Origin of the sequence: uncultured Agrococcus sp. (assembly GCF_945915485.1) — a bacterium.
GTDB lineage: Bacteria > Actinomycetota > Actinomycetes > Actinomycetales > Microbacteriaceae > Agrococcus.
On record NZ_CAMEFJ010000052.1, the window covers coordinates 1 to 17,953 of the forward strand.

The 17,953-nt window shown below is 63.4% G+C and carries 23 protein-coding genes and 1 riboswitch; of the genes, 14 read left to right on the forward strand and 9 right to left on the reverse strand.

What is annotated here, in order from left to right:
• On the forward strand, positions 1–635 hold a 635-nt coding region (locus tag Q0O95_RS09200), incomplete at its 5' end, for an HNH endonuclease signature motif containing protein (RefSeq protein WP_293697621.1).
• A 34-nt stretch (positions 636–669) separates the two neighbouring features.
• On the opposite strand, the gene Q0O95_RS09205 is transcribed toward Q0O95_RS09200, so the two are convergent.
• From Q0O95_RS09205 to Q0O95_RS09220, 4 genes are read right to left on the reverse strand one after another with little or no spacing between them, the layout of a single operon-like run.
• Positions 670–1,143 (reverse strand): AAA family ATPase, encoded by a 474-nt coding sequence (locus tag Q0O95_RS09205; protein ID WP_293697623.1) that lies wholly within the window; start codon positions 1,141–1,143, stop codon positions 670–672.
• Positions 1,140–1,925 carry an energy-coupling factor transporter transmembrane protein EcfT gene (locus Q0O95_RS09210; RefSeq protein ID WP_293697625.1) on the reverse strand — a complete coding sequence of 262 codons (786 nt, stop codon included), beginning with the start codon at positions 1,923–1,925 and terminating at the stop codon, positions 1,140–1,142. Before Q0O95_RS09210 ends, Q0O95_RS09205 begins: the two co-directional genes overlap by 4 nt.
• A complete protein-coding gene (locus Q0O95_RS09215) occupies positions 1,922–3,373 on the reverse strand; it encodes an ATP-binding cassette domain-containing protein (protein ID WP_293697627.1) in 1,452 nt (483 codons plus the stop codon). Before Q0O95_RS09215 ends, Q0O95_RS09210 begins: the two co-directional genes overlap by 4 nt.
• Complete coding sequence (locus tag Q0O95_RS09220) at positions 3,370–3,972, reverse strand: ECF transporter S component (RefSeq protein ID WP_293697629.1); 603 nt, start codon at positions 3,970–3,972, stop codon at positions 3,370–3,372. The genes Q0O95_RS09215 and Q0O95_RS09220 overlap by 4 nt, the downstream gene beginning before the upstream one ends.
• Positions 3,973–3,996: 24 nt before the next feature.
• Positions 3,997–4,108, reverse strand: a riboswitch (TPP riboswitch).
• Between the two features lie 51 nt (positions 4,109–4,159).
• Here Q0O95_RS09220 and Q0O95_RS09225 point away from each other — a divergent pair.
• The 5 genes from Q0O95_RS09225 (at position 4,160) to Q0O95_RS09245 (ending at position 8,618) form a co-directional block, all read left to right on the forward strand.
• Positions 4,160–4,912, forward strand: coding sequence for an SGNH/GDSL hydrolase family protein (locus Q0O95_RS09225; protein WP_293697631.1), 753 nt, complete (start codon positions 4,160–4,162; stop codon positions 4,910–4,912).
• A 43-nt stretch (positions 4,913–4,955) separates the two neighbouring features.
• Positions 4,956–5,801, forward strand: a complete 846-nt coding sequence (nadE, locus tag Q0O95_RS09230) for an ammonia-dependent NAD(+) synthetase (protein WP_293697633.1) — start codon at positions 4,956–4,958, stop codon at positions 5,799–5,801.
• Between the two features lie 9 nt (positions 5,802–5,810).
• A complete protein-coding gene (locus tag Q0O95_RS09235) occupies positions 5,811–6,236 on the forward strand; it encodes a hypothetical protein (RefSeq protein WP_293697634.1) in 426 nt (141 codons plus the stop codon).
• Between the two features lie 186 nt (positions 6,237–6,422).
• Positions 6,423–6,971, forward strand: a complete 549-nt coding sequence (locus Q0O95_RS09240) for a type 1 glutamine amidotransferase domain-containing protein (protein ID WP_293697635.1) — start codon at positions 6,423–6,425, stop codon at positions 6,969–6,971.
• A gap of 144 nt (positions 6,972–7,115) precedes the next feature.
• A complete protein-coding gene (locus Q0O95_RS09245) occupies positions 7,116–8,618 on the forward strand; it encodes a DHA2 family efflux MFS transporter permease subunit (RefSeq protein WP_293697636.1) in 1,503 nt (500 codons plus the stop codon).
• 3 nt (positions 8,619–8,621) lie between these two features.
• On the opposite strand, the gene Q0O95_RS09250 is transcribed toward Q0O95_RS09245, so the two are convergent.
• Positions 8,622–9,095, reverse strand: a complete 474-nt coding sequence (locus Q0O95_RS09250) for a YbaK/EbsC family protein (RefSeq protein WP_293697638.1) — start codon at positions 9,093–9,095, stop codon at positions 8,622–8,624.
• A 43-nt stretch (positions 9,096–9,138) separates the two neighbouring features.
• Positions 9,139–10,035, reverse strand: coding sequence for a macrolide 2'-phosphotransferase (locus Q0O95_RS09255; RefSeq protein ID WP_293697640.1), 897 nt, complete (start codon positions 10,033–10,035; stop codon positions 9,139–9,141).
• A gap of 196 nt (positions 10,036–10,231) precedes the next feature.
• Between Q0O95_RS09255 and Q0O95_RS09260 the strand changes: the two genes are divergently transcribed.
• The 5 genes from Q0O95_RS09260 to Q0O95_RS09280 all read left to right on the forward strand — a co-directional run bounded on the left by Q0O95_RS09260 (position 10,232) and on the right by Q0O95_RS09280 (position 12,509).
• The gene (locus Q0O95_RS09260) at positions 10,232–10,555 is read left to right on the forward strand and encodes a metalloregulator ArsR/SmtB family transcription factor (protein WP_293697661.1); all 324 of its coding nucleotides are present in this window, start codon (positions 10,232–10,234) and stop codon (positions 10,553–10,555) included.
• Positions 10,552–11,022, forward strand: a complete 471-nt coding sequence (locus Q0O95_RS09265) for an SRPBCC domain-containing protein (RefSeq protein ID WP_293697641.1) — start codon at positions 10,552–10,554, stop codon at positions 11,020–11,022. The genes Q0O95_RS09260 and Q0O95_RS09265 overlap by 4 nt, the downstream gene beginning before the upstream one ends.
• A 25-nt stretch (positions 11,023–11,047) precedes the next feature.
• Positions 11,048–11,284, forward strand: coding sequence for a hypothetical protein (locus Q0O95_RS09270; protein ID WP_293697643.1), 237 nt, complete (start codon positions 11,048–11,050; stop codon positions 11,282–11,284).
• A gap of 85 nt (positions 11,285–11,369) precedes the next feature.
• Positions 11,370–11,873: a DinB family protein gene (locus Q0O95_RS09275; protein ID WP_293697645.1), complete on the forward strand. Its 504-nt coding sequence runs from the start codon at positions 11,370–11,372 to the stop codon at positions 11,871–11,873.
• Positions 11,874–12,305: 432 nt separating this feature from the next.
• The gene (locus Q0O95_RS09280) at positions 12,306–12,509 is read left to right on the forward strand and encodes a cold-shock protein (protein WP_293697647.1); all 204 of its coding nucleotides are present in this window, start codon (positions 12,306–12,308) and stop codon (positions 12,507–12,509) included.
• An 85-nt stretch (positions 12,510–12,594) separates the two neighbouring features.
• Here Q0O95_RS09280 and Q0O95_RS09285 read toward each other — a convergent pair whose 3' ends face one another.
• On the reverse strand, positions 12,595–13,221 hold the full coding sequence (locus tag Q0O95_RS09285) for a TetR/AcrR family transcriptional regulator (RefSeq protein ID WP_293697649.1): 627 nt from the start codon (positions 13,219–13,221) through the stop codon (positions 12,595–12,597).
• A 107-nt stretch (positions 13,222–13,328) separates the two neighbouring features.
• Between Q0O95_RS09285 and Q0O95_RS09290 the strand changes: the two genes are divergently transcribed.
• A complete protein-coding gene (locus Q0O95_RS09290) occupies positions 13,329–13,619 on the forward strand; it encodes a DUF4287 domain-containing protein (protein WP_293697651.1) in 291 nt (96 codons plus the stop codon).
• 8 nt (positions 13,620–13,627) lie between these two features.
• On the opposite strand, the gene Q0O95_RS09295 is transcribed toward Q0O95_RS09290, so the two are convergent.
• Complete coding sequence (locus Q0O95_RS09295) at positions 13,628–14,287, reverse strand: SOS response-associated peptidase family protein (protein WP_293697653.1); 660 nt, start codon at positions 14,285–14,287, stop codon at positions 13,628–13,630.
• Between the two features lie 84 nt (positions 14,288–14,371).
• On the opposite strand from Q0O95_RS09295, the gene Q0O95_RS09300 reads away from it, so the two are divergent.
• On the forward strand, positions 14,372–14,977 hold the full coding sequence (locus tag Q0O95_RS09300) for a TetR/AcrR family transcriptional regulator (protein ID WP_293697655.1): 606 nt from the start codon (positions 14,372–14,374) through the stop codon (positions 14,975–14,977).
• 2 nt (positions 14,978–14,979) lie between these two features.
• A complete protein-coding gene (locus tag Q0O95_RS09305; RefSeq protein WP_293697657.1) occupies positions 14,980–16,215 on the forward strand; it encodes a nucleotide disphospho-sugar-binding domain-containing protein in 1,236 nt (411 codons plus the stop codon).
• A gap of 6 nt (positions 16,216–16,221) precedes the next feature.
• Here Q0O95_RS09305 and argG read toward each other — a convergent pair whose 3' ends face one another.
• The gene (argG, locus tag Q0O95_RS09310; protein WP_293697659.1) at positions 16,222–17,640 is read right to left on the reverse strand and encodes an argininosuccinate synthase; all 1,419 of its coding nucleotides are present in this window, start codon (positions 17,638–17,640) and stop codon (positions 16,222–16,224) included.
• Between the last annotated feature and the right edge of the window lie 313 nt (positions 17,641–17,953).

A 17,953-nucleotide genomic window follows, 5' to 3' on the forward strand; every position in this document is an offset into this window, starting at 1 on the left:
GTGCGCTCAGCGGGATCGACGCACTCAGCGGCGGCTTCATGGCCGGCATCAGCGCACGCGTCACCGTCACCATGCCCGCAACTCTCCTCACCAACGGTCGCACGCTCGACGGCCATCCCGGGCCAGAACTGCCCGACGGCACCCTCATCGATGACAACACCGCGCTGTTGTTGGCCGCAGGCGCGACGTCATGGAACAGGCTGTTCACCGACCCCGTCACCGGCGTCGCCATCACCGCCGACGTGTACCAACCCACGGCGTCACTGCGCAGGCTCATCATCGGCCGCGATCAAACCTGCCGATTCCCCGGCTGCAACCGCCCCGCCACCAACGCCGACCTCGACCACACGATCGACTGGCAATACGGCGGCGAGACGACTCCCGGTAACCTCGCCGCCCTCTGCAGGCGGCACCACGTCGTCAAACATCGCGACGGGCCACGCACCGGCTGGACCGTGCAGCAGACGAAACCGGGCGAACTCCTCTGGCTCGGACCCCAGGGCAACCTGCATCGCGTCAAACCCGAACCGGTCCCCACTGCCATCTCACCACCGGAGGAGCAGGGCAGAACTCGCACGCTCAACCCGTGGAAGCCGCCCCCGGAACCACCCGAGGAAGCAGACTTTCCGTTCTGAAGACGAGCACGTCTTCGCTGCTCGGGCCGATGCACTAGGACGAGGCGTCGATGATCTCGGTCGCGAGGCTGCGCGGATCGTGGCGTTCCAGGTGGATGCGTTCCTGCTGCTTCCAGCCCTCCCACCACGAGTCGTCGCCATCTCGAGCGAGCGCACGAGCGCGCCGCACGTCCTCGGGGGCCTCCAGCCAGATCGCCCGGTCCGCGAACGCAACAGTGATGGGCGTCATGGCGCCGCACCCCTCGACGATGAGCGACTCGTGCGGCTCCAGCGTGCGCTCCCGCCCTCGGGAGTAGGCGTGCCAGTCCCAGTCGCGCCAGCGAGCCACGGCGCCTTCTGCTCGCTCGACCAGGATACGTTCGAGCAAGGCGGAACCCGCCATGAGACCGTCCCAGCCCTCGTAAAGATAGTCCATCGTGAGAATTCGAACACCATCGTCGGCCGAGAGTCGGCGAGCAAACGATGACTTGCCGGCACCCGAGCGGCCATCGATGAGTGTCACCTTCATTGCGACCCCACGAGTCGGTACGTGCCCGTCGCAACGGCGACGCCGATCGCAAACGCCGCGACGCCGAGGGCGAGCACGACGACCGTCCAGTCTCGCCAAGACACTGTCGATGGCCGCGCCCACGTGCGATCCCCCGCTCCGAACGCTCTCGCCTCCATTGCCGTGGCGAGCAGGGATCCGCGCCGGATCGCGGCGACGAGCAACGCGAACGCCATCGTGAACCAGCGGCGCGCCACTCCGTGATCTCCCAGCCCGCGAGCACGACGCGCACCGGAGAGCGAACGCCAGTCGTCAGCGAGCACACTGAACAGGCGTGTTCCCGCGAGCGCTCCCAGCACGAACCGAGACGGCAGGCGGACGACCTGCGCAAGCGCGTCTGCAAGCCTGGTCGGGTCGACCCCGACAAGCGCCACGAGCGTCGGGATGCCGATCGCGAGCACGCGCACGACGATAGCGGAAGAGAGCTCGATCGAGTTATCGGTGATGTTGATCAGCCACCACGTGAAGTACGTCTCGCCTCCCGGCTTCGCGTACAACAGCATGCTGATGCCGCTCACGGGTGCAGCCACGAGCAGCGGCCATGTACGCCGCACGATCGTTCTTGGCCCGATTCCCGCGCAGAAGAACAGCAGTAGCCAGATCGCGAGTGCAACAGAGGCGCTGACGATGTCGATGCTGGTCAGCATCGGAATCGAGTAGAGCATGGCCGCGAAGAACGGCATGACGGGGTTGAGCCTGTCGACCCATTTCATGGGCTTTTCCTGCACGGGTGAGCTCGTCATCGCAGCATCCCGCCGTGCGGCACTCGCTTCGTCAGATGGAGGCGAGCATCTCCGAGTAGGCGGATGAACTGCTCGTCGTGGGTTACGGAAACCGCGGCACCACCCGATTCGACGTGTTCTGCGATCATCAGCGCAAGTTCGCGCCAAGTCGTGCGATCCTGCCCGAACGTGGGCTCATCCAGCACGAGCACTTTCGGAGCCGTAGCCAAGACGGTCGCCACGGAGAGTCGGCGCTGTTCTCCTCCCGAGAGCGTGAACGGATGCGCCTCGGCGAGGTGCGTCAGGCGCAGGCTCTCGAGCAGTCGGTCGACGACCGCGTCGGCGTTGCGCAGCTTCGCGACGCGGGGACCGACCGCGAGTTCTTCCCGCACGCTCGCTGAGACGAACTGATGCTCGGGTTGCTGGAACACCGTTCCGATGCGAGTGAGCAGATCACGCGACCGCCACCTGTATGGATGCGGCGATCGGGTCGGTGCGAAGCCGCGTTCCGCGGTCACGCTGCCGGTCATGGGTGGGGTGAGGCCGGCAAGAGCCCGCACGAACGTGGTCTTCCCAGCGCCGTTCTCACCCGTCACAACAAGTGATTCGCCGGCTCGGACCGACAGGTCGACACCCTGCTGCACGACGGTGTCGCCGAAGCCGACCGCCACCTCGGAAGCCTGTAACAGCACGTCGCCGGGGTTGGGCGCGCGATCGAGCGAGATCGGGTGCCCCGGGATCCAGACGCCTCGTGCAGCGAGCGCATCCCCGTGCTGAGCGATGACGGTCTCTTTCGCACCGTCGGCGAGGACGCCACCTCCGGGTTCGAGCACGATGATGCGATCGATGACGTCATACCAGGCGTCGACTCGGTGCTCGACGACGATCAACGTGGTTCCGGTAGTCGCAACCGTGCGGTCCACGGTCTCGCGTACTTCGGTTATGCCGTCCGGGTCGAGGTTCGCTGTCGGTTCATCGAGCAGCAGCAGGCCCGGCTGCATCGCGAGCACGCCGGCGAGCGCGAGCCTTTGCCGTTCGCCGCCCGAGAGTTGGGTGGTCGAGCGGCCCAGTGGATATTGCAAACCGACGGCCCCGAGTGCGCTGTCCACGCGTCGCCAGATCTCTTCCCGCGGTATTCGCAGATTCTCGCAACCGAAGGCGACATCGTCGCCGATGCGCGACAGGATCGTATTCGCCTGCGGATCCTGCAGCACGAGGCTCGCGCGTCCCCGCAGTTCGGATGCCGGAGTCCCGTCGACAGTGATCCTGCCGGATTCGTCTCCCTCGTCTGCACCACCGAGAACGCCTGCCATCGCCGCGAGCAGTGTCGACTTTCCGGCCCCGGACGGACCGAGCAGCAGAACACGCTCCCCTGCCTCGATTGTGAAATCGACGCCCCGAAGAGCGGGACTGCGACGGGATGCGTGCCGCCAGCCCCACCCTTCTGCGACGATTCGGGCTCCCGTCACGAGACGCCGCGCACCTCTCTGCCTGCCGCGAAGCGATTCAACGCCCCTGTTGCAGCGAGCGCCCGTGTCAGGAGCCAGCCGAGCAGACCGGCAAGCAGCGCACCGGAGATGACCAGCGCGATGAGATAGATCGCGAGGAAACCCACGCCCATCTCGATATTGGCCGAGAGGAAGAGTTCGATTGTCCACGCTGCAATGGCAGACCCGATACCGGCGAGCATCGCAATGACGACACCGAAGCGCCTGTAGAAGAACAGCAGGAAGATCAATTCGGCTCCCAGGCCCTGTACGAGCCCCGAGAATATCGTTTCAACAGCCCATTGACTTCCCAAGAGCATCGAGACTGTCGCAGCCAGCGTCTCCACGTACAGCGCGGCACCGGGCTTGCGGATGATGAGGCCGCCGAGCACTCCGCCTATCAGCCATACGCCGACGGCAATGCCGCCGAACCCCGGCGTGAATGCGTCCATCGCCGAGAACCACGCATACCCCGCGAAGTTCCAGAACACGAACAATAAACCGACGGCGACACCCAGAACGGATGCCACCACGATGTCGATAACGCGCCACCGCAGCGAACGCGCAGACTTCTCAGTCATAACTAGTGCCTTTCGATAGGTGAATGGCACGGGTGAGATACCTCCCTGCGCCGGCATTATCCGGTTCAGGTTCGACGGTCGAGGGCTGCGCGCCCTCCTCTCAGCCTGGCTCCACCAAGCTCCCGTGTACTCTCCATGCTAGCCGATCGGTCAGCGCGGCGCTCTCGTATCGGATAACTTGAAGAGCGTGGAGATTCGCAAATACGTCGCGATCGGCGACAGCTTCTCGGAGGGTTACGGCGATGAGACCGACGACGGCCTGCCGCGCGGTTGGGCGGATCTCGTTGCGGGACGACTCGCGAGCGCGCAGGGCATCCCGATCGACTACGCGAACTTGGCCATCCGCGGGCGCAAGATCGCAGCCATCCTGGACGAACAGCTCGACGCCGCTATCGCGCTCACGCCCGATGTGATCTCGATCAACGGCGGTGGCAACGACATCCTGCGCCCAAGGGTAAGCCCCGCATGGGTTTCCTCGCGCCTGCTGATCGCGGCGCGCCGAATCATGGCATCCGGCATTACCCCGATTCTCGTCTCAGGCGCCAACCCGAGCGGTGTTATGCCCTTGGGCGCCGTCATGCAGCGACGCGGCGACGCGCTCGCGGATCACGTGCAGCGCTGGACCAGCGCATTCGGGCTCCCCTACGTCAATAACTGGGGCGATGCACGGCTCCGGGACGCCCGCTTCTGGTCGGAGGATCGCCTGCATCTCAATGCCGCGGGCCACGCGCACGCTGCGACGAATCTGCTGATGACCCTGGAACGCGACCCGGATCCGGACTGGAGCGGTTTCACGGGGCACACCTCCGCAGAGTCGGCGATGAATGCCCGTTACTGGCGCGAATTCGTCGGGCCCTGGATCGGCCGTCGACTCACGGGGCGATCCAGCGGTGACGGCAGGAGGCCGAAGTACGCGAACTACATCCGGCTGGAACCCTAAGGGAGTTGCCCCTCGGATAGAGCCGCGGAGGTAAACTTCCTGCATGCGCGATCTCCAACGAACCATTGTGCAAGAAATGGGCGTGAAGCCCGAGATCGACCCCGCTGCGGAGGTGGAAGCCAGGGTTACATTTCTCTGCGAATATCTGCGAGCAACCGGTGCCGGCGGGTTCGTACTCGGCATCTCCGGCGGCGTAGACTCATCGCTTGCTGGCCGACTCGCGCAATTGGCCGTCGAACGTCTCGCGGCCGAGGGCGTGGAAGCGGACTTCGTCGCCGTCAGGCTGCCGTATCACGTCCAGCACGATGAGGAAGACGCTCAGGCTGCGCTCCGGTTCATTCGGCCGAAGACCTCGTGGACGCTCGATATCGGTGACGCGGTCGACGGTCTCGAGACGCAGTTCGGCATCGCCACGGGGCGCGAGATCAGTGACTACAACAAGGGCAATGTGAAGGCACGCATCAGGATGACCGCTCAGTACGCACTCGCGGGCGAGAGGAACCTGCTCGTCATCGGCACGGACCACGGAGCAGAGTCGACCACCGGCTTCTTCACGAAGTTCGGCGACGGCGGAGCCGATATTCTGCCGCTGTTCGGTCTCAATAAGCGTCAGAACCGGCAGCTCCTGCAGTTCCTCGGAGCGGCGGAACGCGTGTGGGCGAAAACGCCCACGGCGGATCTGCTCGATACAAGGCCAGGGCAGACCGACGAGTCCGAACTAGGTATTTCCTATGATCAGATCGATGACTACCTCGAGGGCAGAACGGTTGATTCGGCAGCTGCCGAGCAGATCGAGCGCCGTTTCCTCGCGACGCGCCACAAACGAACTGTGCCGGTAACCATCTTCGATACCTGGTGGCGGAGCACGCCGAATTCGGAAACCGCGTAATCTAGATTCATGCCGCAGGAGACAGCTGGATCATCGCAACATCTCGACCCGGCTCCCCTCAGCAGCGCTATCGGCGAATTCTGGCCACTAGGGCAGACCGCAGTGCGGCTCGGCATGAGCGAGAGCGACCTGCTCGAACTCGTCGAGGACGGTAGCGTCCTGTCCGTCATCACGGCCGACGACCAGCTGCTGTTTCCGGCGTTTCAGTTCGAAGAACAACAGGTTCTGCCCAACCTGGTGCCCGTCCTGAACGCCCTGATGCCGGCATCCAACGGTTGGGAGGTCACGCAGTGGCTCATGACCCCCGTCCGGCAGCTGCGAGGTAGAACGCCCTTGGAGATCACCAAGAACGGTGATGCAAAGACCTTGCGTCGACTCACGTCACTGGCGGTCGATCAAGCCGGAGTTTGGGCACGCAAAAACGAAGTTCGGTGACGTCGCCGAGCGATCAGCCGACCGAAGTCGCGGGGCATTGGGCATGGTCTCGACTCTCGACGCATTACGCAACCCCCTGCGATCATCGAGCCCCGGTCGATAACGTCTGTCTTGTACGCAACCCGGATCTACGAAACCGCAGAAGACTGAGTTTCGTTTCCGGTACCGCAGGAGGGAAGGATCACCATGGCACAACTCAACGGTAAGAGAATTGCATTCGTGCTCACCGATGGCTACGAGGATTCGGAACTGACAAGCCCGTGGCAAGCGCTCGAGGACGCCGGCGCGCAGAATACCCTGATCGCACCGGAAGCGACGCAGATAACCGGCAAGAAAGGGCATACGCAGAAAGTCGATGTACGCACAAAGGATGCCGTGGCTGACGACTTCGATGCGCTCGTGCTCCCCGGTGGCGTCGTCAATGCCGACCACATCCGTCTTGACGACGCGGCCGTGGACTTCGTACGGGCCATTGATCGCGCAGGTAAGCCCATCGGCGTCATCTGCCACGGTGCATGGATACTGACAGACGCGGAAGCGCTCAGAGGGCGAACGATCACAAGCTATCCGAGCTTGAAGACCGATCTCTCGAATGCCGGCGCGCACTGGGTGGACGAGGAGGTCGTCTGCGACCAAGGGCTCGTTTCGAGCCGCACTCCGGACGATCTTCCGGCTTTCAACGACAAGCTCGTCGAAGAAATCGGCGAAGGTGTGCACCCCGCACGAGCCGGATAGATTCCAAATACGCTATTGCCGAATACGCTATTGCCGAGACAGCCCACCTTACGATAGTTTGGTGGGCTGTCTTTTGTTGCGTGATCCACGCAGTTCCCACTCGCTACGTTCGGCCGGGCAGTCGCGCCGTTCCTCAGGAGCCCTATGTCTTCGCCCAATACCGCACCCGTTCCTGTTGCGCAGCCCGCTATCGACCCGAAGGGCATGCGGGTTATCTGGCTGCTGCTCATCGCGGCGTTCGTGGCAATCCTCAATGAGACCACGATGGGGATCGCGATTCCGCATCTCAACCGGGATCTCGGTATTCCGCCAGAGCTCGGCCAGTGGCTGACCAGCGCTTTCATGCTCTCCATGGCCGTCGTGATTCCCACGACGGGCTTCCTCCTGCAGCGATTCACGACCCGGCAGATCTTCATCGCGGCGGCGACTGCGTTCAGCCTCGGCACGCTCGTCTGCCTCGTAGCACCCGGGTTCACGGTGCTGCTGCTCGGCCGCGTCATCCAAGCGCTCGGGACCGGAATCATGATCCCTCTGCTCATGACCACCATGATGAACGTCGTCCCGCCGCAGTCTCGTGGGCGCATGATGGGGCGAGTCGGCCTCGTCATCTCGCTCGCTCCGGCGATCGGGCCGACGCTTTCAGGCTTCATATTGGACGTCCTGAGCTGGCGGTGGCTGTTCGGCATCATCCTGCCGATCGCTCTCCTCGCGCTTGCGTTCGGTCTTCGTTGGATGACGAACCTCGGTGAGACCAGGAAGGCACCCTTGGATGTCCTCTCCGTCGTCCTGTCCGCCGTCGCATTCGGCAGCCTTGTCTACGGGCTCAGCCAGTTCGGAGCGGGGCACGGCGACGCCGACACGTCGGCGGCTCCTGAAGGTGCTTCACCTGTCGTACTGGGCATCGCGCTCATGGCGGTAGGCGCGATCGGTCTCGCACTGTTCGTTTGGCGCCAGCTGTTCCTGCAGCGCCAGGACCGCGCGCTGCTGGATCTGCGAGTGCTACTATCGCGCAACTACACCGTTTCGGTCATCATCATGGGCATCATTGCTCTCGCCATGTTCGGAACCCTTACCCTGCTACCGCAGTATCTCCAGAACGTCGTCGGGCTCGAAGCGATGATGTCGGGGCTGATTCTGCTTCCGGGTGCCGTCATCATGGGGCTGTTGGGCCCGGTCATGGGACGCATCTACGACACACAGGGGCCCCGCGTACTCCTCGTACCGGGAACCGTTATCGTCACACTGAGTTTGCTCTTCTATACGACCGTGACGGAGAGCACACCCTGGCCGCTGCTGATGGCCGTGCAGACCGCAATGTCGATCGCGTTGGCCATGTGCTTCACTCCCCTGTTCTCGGCTTCACTCGGGTCACTGCCCAAGAGCCTCTACTCGCACGGTTCGGCCGCTCTGAACACGCTGCAGCAGGTAGGTGGCGCTGCCGGAGTCGCGATCATGCTCGGGCTGTACTCGAGCATTCTGCACAGCGGAGAAGCCGAGGGACTCAGCGCTGCGGAAGCCGGAGCTCCCGGCGTGCGCGCAGCATTCCTGGTCGCAGCGATCGTCGCCGCCTTTGCCGCCGTGCTGTCGGCTCTGGTCCGCAAACCTCAGGACTCGATTCCGGAGACGGAGTCGGCAGAGACGGCGTAGCGTTCAGGCGCCGACCTCTCGCTCTTCCCCTCCCGTGACGGTGAGGAGCTCTGCGTACGTCAGCATGAACATGGTCTCCGCAGCTCCGGCCGCCGCGGCGATCTCTTCATAGTCCCGCAACGCGACATCGACGATGGTGCGGATCGGCACGGGATGCCCGAGGGGCGCGACGCCGCCGATGACCTGACCTGTGGCCTCCCGTACCTGTTTAGGGTTCGCCCTGGTTATGGGCCCCTCGCTCAGCTGCGCTGCGAGGGCGTCGGTGTCGACGCGATGGCCTCCGCTCGTCATGATCAGCAAGGGAGCTCCTGCCATCTGGAAGACGAGTGAGTTCGCGATCGCTCCCACTTCGATACCGAGTGCCGCCGCGGCGGACTTCGCGGTCGTATGGGGTTCGTCGAAGACCAGTATTTCTCGCTCGATACCGAACTCCCGGAGTGCGGCTTGCACGAGTTGTGCACGTGAAGGAAGGCTCATGCGGCCATCTTGTCACAGCGCACGAGACTGAGAACAGAGAGGCTCACGCCGGATCCAGCTGGGCTGCAGCGACCTCGGCATGAGCCGGATCGCCCGTCGTAAGTGCATATGCCGCGTAGTTCAAGGGCCCCGCGGCTACTATGGCCGCACATCGGGCCTGAAGATTGCCGGGTACGTGTCCCGTCACGGACTCGTACGCATCGGCCGCGATCTCAAAGGAGGTCGGGCTCGCGATCATCGCGTGATACATGAAATCGAGGGCAGGGTCACTGACCTTCGCCGTCGTCCAGTCGAGCACGCCGACAACCCTGGTCTGCGGATCCAGCAGGAGGTGCGCCGGGTAGAGCTCACCGTGCGTGAAGACCGTAGCCTCGGGCCAGAGTTCGTCGTTGTCGAGCCACGATTCCCACTGCGAACGCAAGCCGGTCGCGATCGTGAACTCTTCCGCGACCTGCTCGAGGCGCGTGCTCCACTCAGCGCGCACAGCGTCCGGCGACTGCATCGGCACGCCGGCTTCTTTAGCTGCGGACTGCTCGATCGAATGGAGCCGCCCGATCAGTGTGCCGAGCGACTTCGCGTAGCGCGGATCCTCGAAGTCGAAGTGCCAGACGGGCTCGCCGGCATCGTCAAGGGTGAGGCCAGGCTCTCCTGGAAGAGCCGGGTACGCGATGAGCTCACGGGTTCGGATGCGCCATTCGGGAACCGCGACCTCGAGCCGCTGCCCGACGAGGTCGAGGATGCGTGCTTCTGCATCGATGCCGTCCGCGACGTCGTCTCGGCGAGGTATCCGAAGAATCCAGTCCGTCCCGTCGGGTGAGGATGCGAACGCCACGCGAAAGTCGAGACCCGCCTCGGTGACCCGCAGGCTGTTCCGATCCAGTTGGAGCCCGTGCCGTTCGGCGAGGTCGACGACCTCCTCTTGCAAATCGCTATCGAGCATACGTGCCTCCTTTGGTTGTCTGCCGGTGATGTTTCCGTGTCGGATCGCTCATCGGCTTCTGCCGACCCGCACAGTCCATCTTGACACCACTTCCGCACTCGACAAGGGCTTGTGCCGCGCAGGCACCTCTGCCATGCTTAACATATTGCTTAATTAAGGAACTGGTTAATTGCATAAGGAAGATCGATTGAACCGCGTGTTCGCAGCGCTCGCGGACCCGACCCGCCGGGCCCTCCTCGCCAAGCTGGCACAAGGGCAGGCAACGGTCGGTGAGCTTGCAGCACCGTTCAGCATGAGCGCGCCCGCGATTTCGCAGCATCTCAAAGTACTCGAGAGAGCGGAACTCGTGACCCGTACAACGCAGGCGCAGTGGCGCACGCTGTCGCTGCGAGCCGAACCTCTCGATGAAGTCTCGCGCTGGATCGAGCAACAACGACGAGATTGGAATCTACGATTGGACGCGCTCGAGCAACACGTCGACAACATGCAGAAGCTTGACCGAGAGAAGGAGAAACCATGAACACCGCCAGCACGAGCAACAAGCCTGTTCCCGAGTTTTCGATCACGCGATCCATCAACGCGCCTCGCTCGGTTGTGTGGAGAGCATGGACCGAGGACGCCGAGTTGGCACAGTGGCTGAGCCCCTTCGGGGTAACCACCGAGTCGGTCTCGTTCGATGTCCGGGTCGATGGCGAGTTCCGCTACACCATGATCAATGACGAGACCGGTGTCGAGTACCCGACAGGAGGTGTGTTCCTGGAGGTCGAACCGCAGGAGCGGCTGGTCTTCACATGGGGCGAACCCGGCGCACCCAAAGACTCTGCGCCCGTCATCTCCCTGACGTTCACGGAGGCCAGGGACGCAACCGAGCTTGTATTCCACCTTCGCGGCTTCGCGGGTGAACCCGGCGATGGCTTCGTGTACGACGGCTGGGCCGAGGCGCTGACGAATTTCGAGCGCTTCCTCGCGGGCGAATCGCTGCGATAACCGTGAACGATTCGAAGGAGAGGGCGTGAGGGCGTCAGAATTACGCGCATTGCCGATCGGCACACGAATGGTCGTTCGCTATCGCTTGCGAGACGGCGAGCACGGCGCCTCCGACGCGCTCGGCGAATTGGTGGGCGTCGACGATCGATCATGCACGATCGCGACGCGCCGCGGCGCCGTCAGCATTTCCTTCGCCGACATCATCGCTGCCAAACGTGTGCCTCCCCCTCCCCCATCCAGACCGCGGAGGCAGCCGAACTAGCCTCCCGGGTGACAAGGCTCGATGCCGGTCATGCTGCTCACTATTGGCTTGACAGCACGTGTCGTAGCGGGCGTAGGGTAACGGCATGCGATCCACGGAGATACTCGCTGAAGCAGCCCGTCGCCCGCTCGAGGCGGCGCGGGCGCTGGAAGGGGCGCTGACGCCGGAAGTGCTCAATGCTCATCCGGGTGGTCACGACAACTCGATCGCGTGGCTGCTCTGGCACACCGGGCGGGAGATCGACGTGCAGACAGCCGCACTGTCGGGCAATGAACAAGCCTGGCGGCGGTGGGGATTCGACAGCAGGTTCGGCTTGGGCGAGGTGGGCGCCGACATTGGGTACGGCCACAGCCCCGAGCGGGCGCGCGCCGTCGTCGTCGACGACGCGGAACTGCTGCTGGAGTATCTCGCTTCCGCAACACACGCCCTTGTCGTGTTCATCGAGGAACTCAATGAACACGACCTGAGCCAGGTGATCGATGACACCTACGATCCTCCCGTCACGCGGGGAATCCGTCTCGTCAGCATCATCGACGACGCCGCCCAGCACATCGGCCAGGCGGCATACGCCGTGGGCATGCTCCGCTGAATCACGGAGCGATTCGTTCGTGGCCGTATCCCCGAGCTCCCCGATCGTTCCCGAGAACTCGTGCCCGACGACCACCGGCAGCGTCTCTCCGGATTTATGGGCGCGTCGGCAATCGGATGGGGTAGGGTTGAGGCAGAGCGTAAAGCGGGCCGATCTCGCTGCAGCTGTTTCGCAGTCAGTCGCTCCAAACGATGTGAGAAACGACCATCTCGTCGTTTCACCCCGAAAGAATCGAAAGACCAATCTCCACATCCCCGCTTTCCCCGCTGTACCCCTCCGTTTCGATCGTTTCGCCCCGGCGACAGGCACTTCCTGCTGAGCCCGGATCCGCCATCGAAGCCGAGCGTACCGCCCCAAAGACTCCGTGGCGGCGCCGTCGTCACGGCTACCCAGGATCACTTCCGTGGTCCCTGACAACGAAGGAATGACGTCATGGCCACTGGCACCGTCAAATGGTTCAACTCAGACAAGGGCTTCGGCTTCATCGCCCCCGATGACGGCTCGGACGATGTCTTCGCGCACTTCAGCGCAATCGAAGGCAGCGGACGCCGCGACCTGTTCGAGAACCAGAAGGTCGAGTTCGACACCGAGCCCGGCCGCAAGGGTCTGCAGGCAGCGAACATTCGCGCGCTGTAACTAGCCCCGGAATAGACGCGGGTCACCTTTCCACGAACGGAAGGTGACCCGCGTCTTCTTCTGCCCCACACTCACGAGCAGCGAGTCAGGCTTCTCCCGGTGCGTATGCGCGCAGGAACGCTCCTGCGCCGGCGGCGATGAGCTCATCGAGCTCATCCGCATCAGGAACCGGATCTTCAACTTCGAACATCGATCGATTGCCGGGTATCCACAGCAACAGCCCGGCGAAGTGCTGGGCTGCCGATGGCACGTCGGGGATGCTGAGCAACTTCCGCGAGTCCAGCACCGTAAGACACCGTTCGATCGAGAGCAGCGTGCGCAAGAAGCCGTTTTCCCAGTACATCCTCGCCAGGTGCGGGAATCGAACTGCTTCAGCAATCACGAGACGTCGTAACCGCTGAATCTGCGCGTCCATGATGGATCGCGTGAATTGCTGCGCGATGAGCCCCACCGCTTGTTCAGCACTGTCGCACTCGTGCATCCGAGAAACCAAGGGAGCAAACGGATCCTCAACCCGTTGACCCGCGAAGCGGATGAGGCTCTCGAAGACGCCCTCCTTGTCTCCGAACTCGCGATACAACGTCTGTTTCGAGACCTTTGCAGCGGCCGCCAGCTGATCAGTGCTCGTCCCGACGTAACCGTGCTGCACGAACACTTCCAGGGCGCTCATCAGGATTCGCTCGCGCTTTTCGCGGCTACTCCGCTCTGCCATGCTGCTCCTCCTTCCGGGCTCGGATAGGCACTTGACGCCATCAATACTGAACAGTACCGTACCAGGTATCGTGCGCGTCACGGCACGGTGCTTCGAAAGGGTTTCCTATGTCATTCCAGGCCTACCTCGACGCTATCGAGGAGAAGACGGGGCGAACACCTCGCGAACTGCTCGACCTCGCCCTGCAACGGGGTTACGACGGCCCCGACGTGAAAGCGGGTGAGATCCTGGCCTGGCTGAAGGAAGATTACGACCTTGGGCGCGGCCACGGTATGGCGATGGTCCATGTCATCAAGAAGGGGCCGAAGATCAGCGATAAGCACGTCGGCTCGGAAGGCAGCCACCGGGACGATTCCGACACCCTGTGGCTCGATGGGAAGAGTTCAAGGCCGTCGTAGCGCTCGCATTAGAAGAGCGCCGGCTGGTCCGTCTCACCGTTTTGCTCCACGGCGACGAAAGCTCGGCTGAGCTCCTCAGACGCCGCAACCATTGACCCGATGAAATCGGCATCCCCCGTCCGATCCGGGTCCAACCACGTCTCCTGCAGTTCCTCAGGAAGGATCAAGGGCATGCGGTGATGCACGGGGGCAATGGCGCCGACGGCTGCGCGCGTGACGATGGAGTACGTATCCAGCTTCTCGCCGTCCGGTCGAGTAGCCACTGTCGTAATCGCCGCGATGCCGAACGCACCATCGTTGAGTGTGAAGCGTGTTCCTTTCTCGTCGAACCAAGCCGCGGGCGCGATGGCTCTGCGCTGGAATGCACCGCGCCATTTCGTCGCCAGTGCATCCGACCGAGAATTGAACGCACTGAACTTTGCGGGCCTATCCCCCAGATGCAGCCACCACCACGCGAAGCGCATCTGCAGCGCGCGCTCTCCACCGAAGATGAGTGGATTCAGATTGCGAGCATGACGGCCCGTGATGCGCGCACTGCCCCGCTGCTCACGCATCCAGGCACGTAACCGCTCCGCGTGATGAGGTTCGTGCAAAGGAGGCATCTCGACTCCCCACTCCCGCTCATCGGCCAGGAAAGGATTCTCGAAGAAGCCGTACGTCGCGCACACGCTCCAGCATATGGGTTCGGGAAAGCACGCATCGCAAATTTAATTTATGTACCATTTTGGTACAGAAATGCGTAGACTGTCCGCATGGCACGAAAAGCGCAACCCATGGCGGCCGATCGCGAAGCACGGCTGTTCACCGCCGCTGCAGAGGAGTTCTTACGCTTCGGCTTCGAAACGGCATCCCTGAATCGCATCATCGCCGCTGCGGAGATACCGAAGAGCTCGTTCTACCACTACTTCACCGACAAGCAAGAACTGCACGATCGCATGATGACCGCTCTCCTCTCGGCAGTCGAGGACTTCGTGCAGCCACCGCAACTCGATGCCCTCGATCGCGAGAGCTACTGGCCGGCGATCGCGACGCTCCTTGGAGACGTAACACGAATGGCGCAGGAGCGCCCCGTTACGGTCGAGCTCGCGCGGCTGTTCCACGCACTTCCCGACGGCGTGGACTCGAGTGTCGATGAGCTGCGTCGCTCAGCGCGCGCGTGGAGTGACGCGGCGCTGCGACGCGGCGCCGAGCTGGGCGCGGTGCGAACAGATCTCCAGCGGGAGTTGCTCGCCGACATCGTATTCTCCGTGCTTCTCACGCTTGACAGATGGGCTCTGCGTACCGGCGCCGCAGCGAAAGCAGAGCCCGAGATGCAGTTAGCGCTGCGATCACTGCGTCGATTCGTGGAGGGAGATTGACCATGGCGACCGTGCTGTTCTGCCCGGCGACGTTCAATCTCGCGGAAACAACCAGAATGATCGAGGTCGCGCGCGCGTTGAGCGCGGACCACACGCCCGTGTTCATGGGGTACGAAACCGACTTCGTCTCTTTGATAACCGATGCGGGATTCGACTACCGGCCCCGCACCCCGGTCTGGACACTGCGGCAACGGGAACAGGCGATGGCGTTCGATCAGGGGCGCGGAGTCCGGACCCCGTTCACGAGAGCACTCGTCTCCGCGCGCGTCAGAACGGAACGTGCACTGATACGCGAAGTCGGCGCACGCGCCGTCGTCACGGGCACGAACCTCACGTCGTGGATCTCAGCGCGAGCAGAAGGCATCCCGCTGTTCTATCCCGTGCCGCTTGCGCTGACAGAGCCGCACGTCGACCAGACTCCGCACCTTGGCCTGATCCCCGGCGATGGGCGCGTTTCGCGTGGCGCAGACCGAGTTGCGAGTGCGCTCCTGCGCGCCGTGTACACGAAAGCTCCCTTCGCGCCCGGGGCCTTCAGCTCGGTAGCGAAGGAGAACGGCGTCGGTCCCCTGCGCACGGTATCTTCCCTCCTGAACGCAGACCGCAATCTGTTGACGACGATGGAATGGGAACTCGAAGGCTTCGAGTTGCCGGCGAACTTCGAACGCGTCGGCCCGATCTTCGCGCAGCTCGAACAGCCACTGCCGCCGATCATCGAATCACTGGCAGCGGATGCTCGCCCGCTCGTCTACCTCGGGCTCGGGTCATCCGCGTCTCGCCGCCTGGCCCTCGGTGCTGCGACCGCTCTCGGCGCACTTCCCATCAACGTCATTGCGCCGATAGGGCACTATCTCGAGCCGCAGGACGTTCTTCCCGACAATGTTCACGTCACCGACCTGCTTCCGGCGCACAAACTGGGAGGGCTCGTGGACGCGGCCGTTCTGCACGGTGGCCAGGGGACTGTGCAGACGGCGTGCGCGACCGGCATCCCCTTCGTCGGCATGGGATTGCAGCCCGAACAGACGTGGAACGTGCGCGTATGCGAGCGTCGCGGCAATGCCATCGCCGTCTCCCCTCGGCATGTGAGCACGACGCGCTTCACAGACGCCGTACGCCGTATCCTCGCGGACCCCGGTTACCGTGCGACAGCAAAGTCGGTACAGGAAGAATTCGCCGCCGAAGACGGCGCAGCAGCATCGGCCCGCCTCATCGAGTCCGCTGTTGCGGCCGACGGCACCTGATGGCGATCAGTCGGTGCCGAGATCGAAGGCTGCGAGGTTACTCGCCTCGTCGAGGTCACCGTCCTGCTCGCCACCGGCGACGATCCGCTCGGCGCCGCCCTGTTCGAGCTTGCCGATCAGCGCAGCGGTTTCACCCGCGACAATGCCCTGGTCCGCGTACTGCTCGAGACGAGCACGCGAGTCGGCGATGTCGAGGTTGCGCATCGTCAGCTGACCGATGCGCTCGTCTGGGCCGAAGGCTGCGTCACCGACGCGCTCCATGGAAAGCTTCTCTGCGTGGTACGACAGGTTGGGGCCCGTGGTGTCGAGAATCGTATAGTCGTCGCCGCGGCGGAGCCTGAGCGCGACGGTACCCGTGACGGATGAGGCGACCCAGCGGACGATGGCCTCGCGCTGCATGAGCGACTGCGGGTCGAGCCAGCGACCTTCGTACATGAGCCGGCCGAGCTTTCGACCCTCGTTGTGGTACGTCGCGATGGTGTCCTCGTTGTGGATCGCATTCACGAGACGCTCGTATGCAATGTGAAGCAATGCCATACCCGGCGCTTCGTAGATGCCTCGCGACTTCGCTTCGATTATGCGGTTCTCGATCTGGTCGGAGATACCGAGTCCGTGGCGACCGCCGATACGGTTCGCTTCTTTCACGAGTTCGACCTGGTCAGCGAATTCCTGACCGTTCAGCGCGACCGGCTGCCCTTCTTCGAAGGTGACGGTGACGTCCTCCGTTTCAATCGCGACAGACTCGTCCCAGGGCGCGACCCCCATGATGGGCTCGACGATCGTGACCCCGTTGTTGAGGTACTCGAGATCCTTGGCCTCGTGCGTGGCACCCCAGATGTTGGCATCCGTCGAGTACGCCTTCTCGACCGAGTCGCGGTACGGAAAGCCGTGCTCGACCATCCACTCGGACATCTCCTTGCGGCCGCCCAGCTCCGCGACGAACTGCGCGTCGAGCCACGGCTTGTAGATACGGAGGTTGGGGTTCGCGAGCAGGCCGTAGCGGTAGAAGCGCTCGATGTCGTTGCCCTTGTAGGTCGATCCGTCACCCCAGATGTCGACGCCGTCCTCCTTCATCGCGCGCACGAGCATCGTGCCCGTGACCGCGCGACCGATCGGCGTCGTGTTGAAGTACGTCTTGCCCCCTGAGCGGATGTGGAATGCCCCGGTCTGCAGCGCCGCGAGTCCCTCCTGCACCAGCAGACCCTGAATGTCGATCAGGCGCGCGATCTCGGCGCCGTACTCCTTCGCGCGGCCGGGAACCGCGTCGATGTCAGGCTCATCCGGTTGGCCGATGTTCGCGGTGTAGGTGCAGGGAATCGCACCCTTGTGGCGCATCCAGGCAACCGCAACAGAAGTATCGAGACCACCGGAGAACGCGATACCGACCCGTTCGCCGACGGGCAGGGAGGAGAGCACTTTCGACATGGTCTCAAGGCTACTGCCAGCGGACCCTCACGGCGAAACCGAGGTGATGAAACTCCATGCGAGCGGTTTGCGGGTGCCCCTTCTTCCATGCATGCGCAGAAGCGCGCTCGTGTCAGAGGTCCCGTCCACAATGGGATCACGCGGAAAGAGGGGAGGTCGGCGGTCGTGTCAGAGGTCCCGTCGACAATAGGGGCATAAGAGAACAAGCGGGCTCCGAACTCGTGTCAGAGGTCCCGTCCACAATAAAAAACACGAGAAAACGGGGCGGACACTGATGTCAGAGGTCCCCGGCATGATGGTCATCAACCCTCAG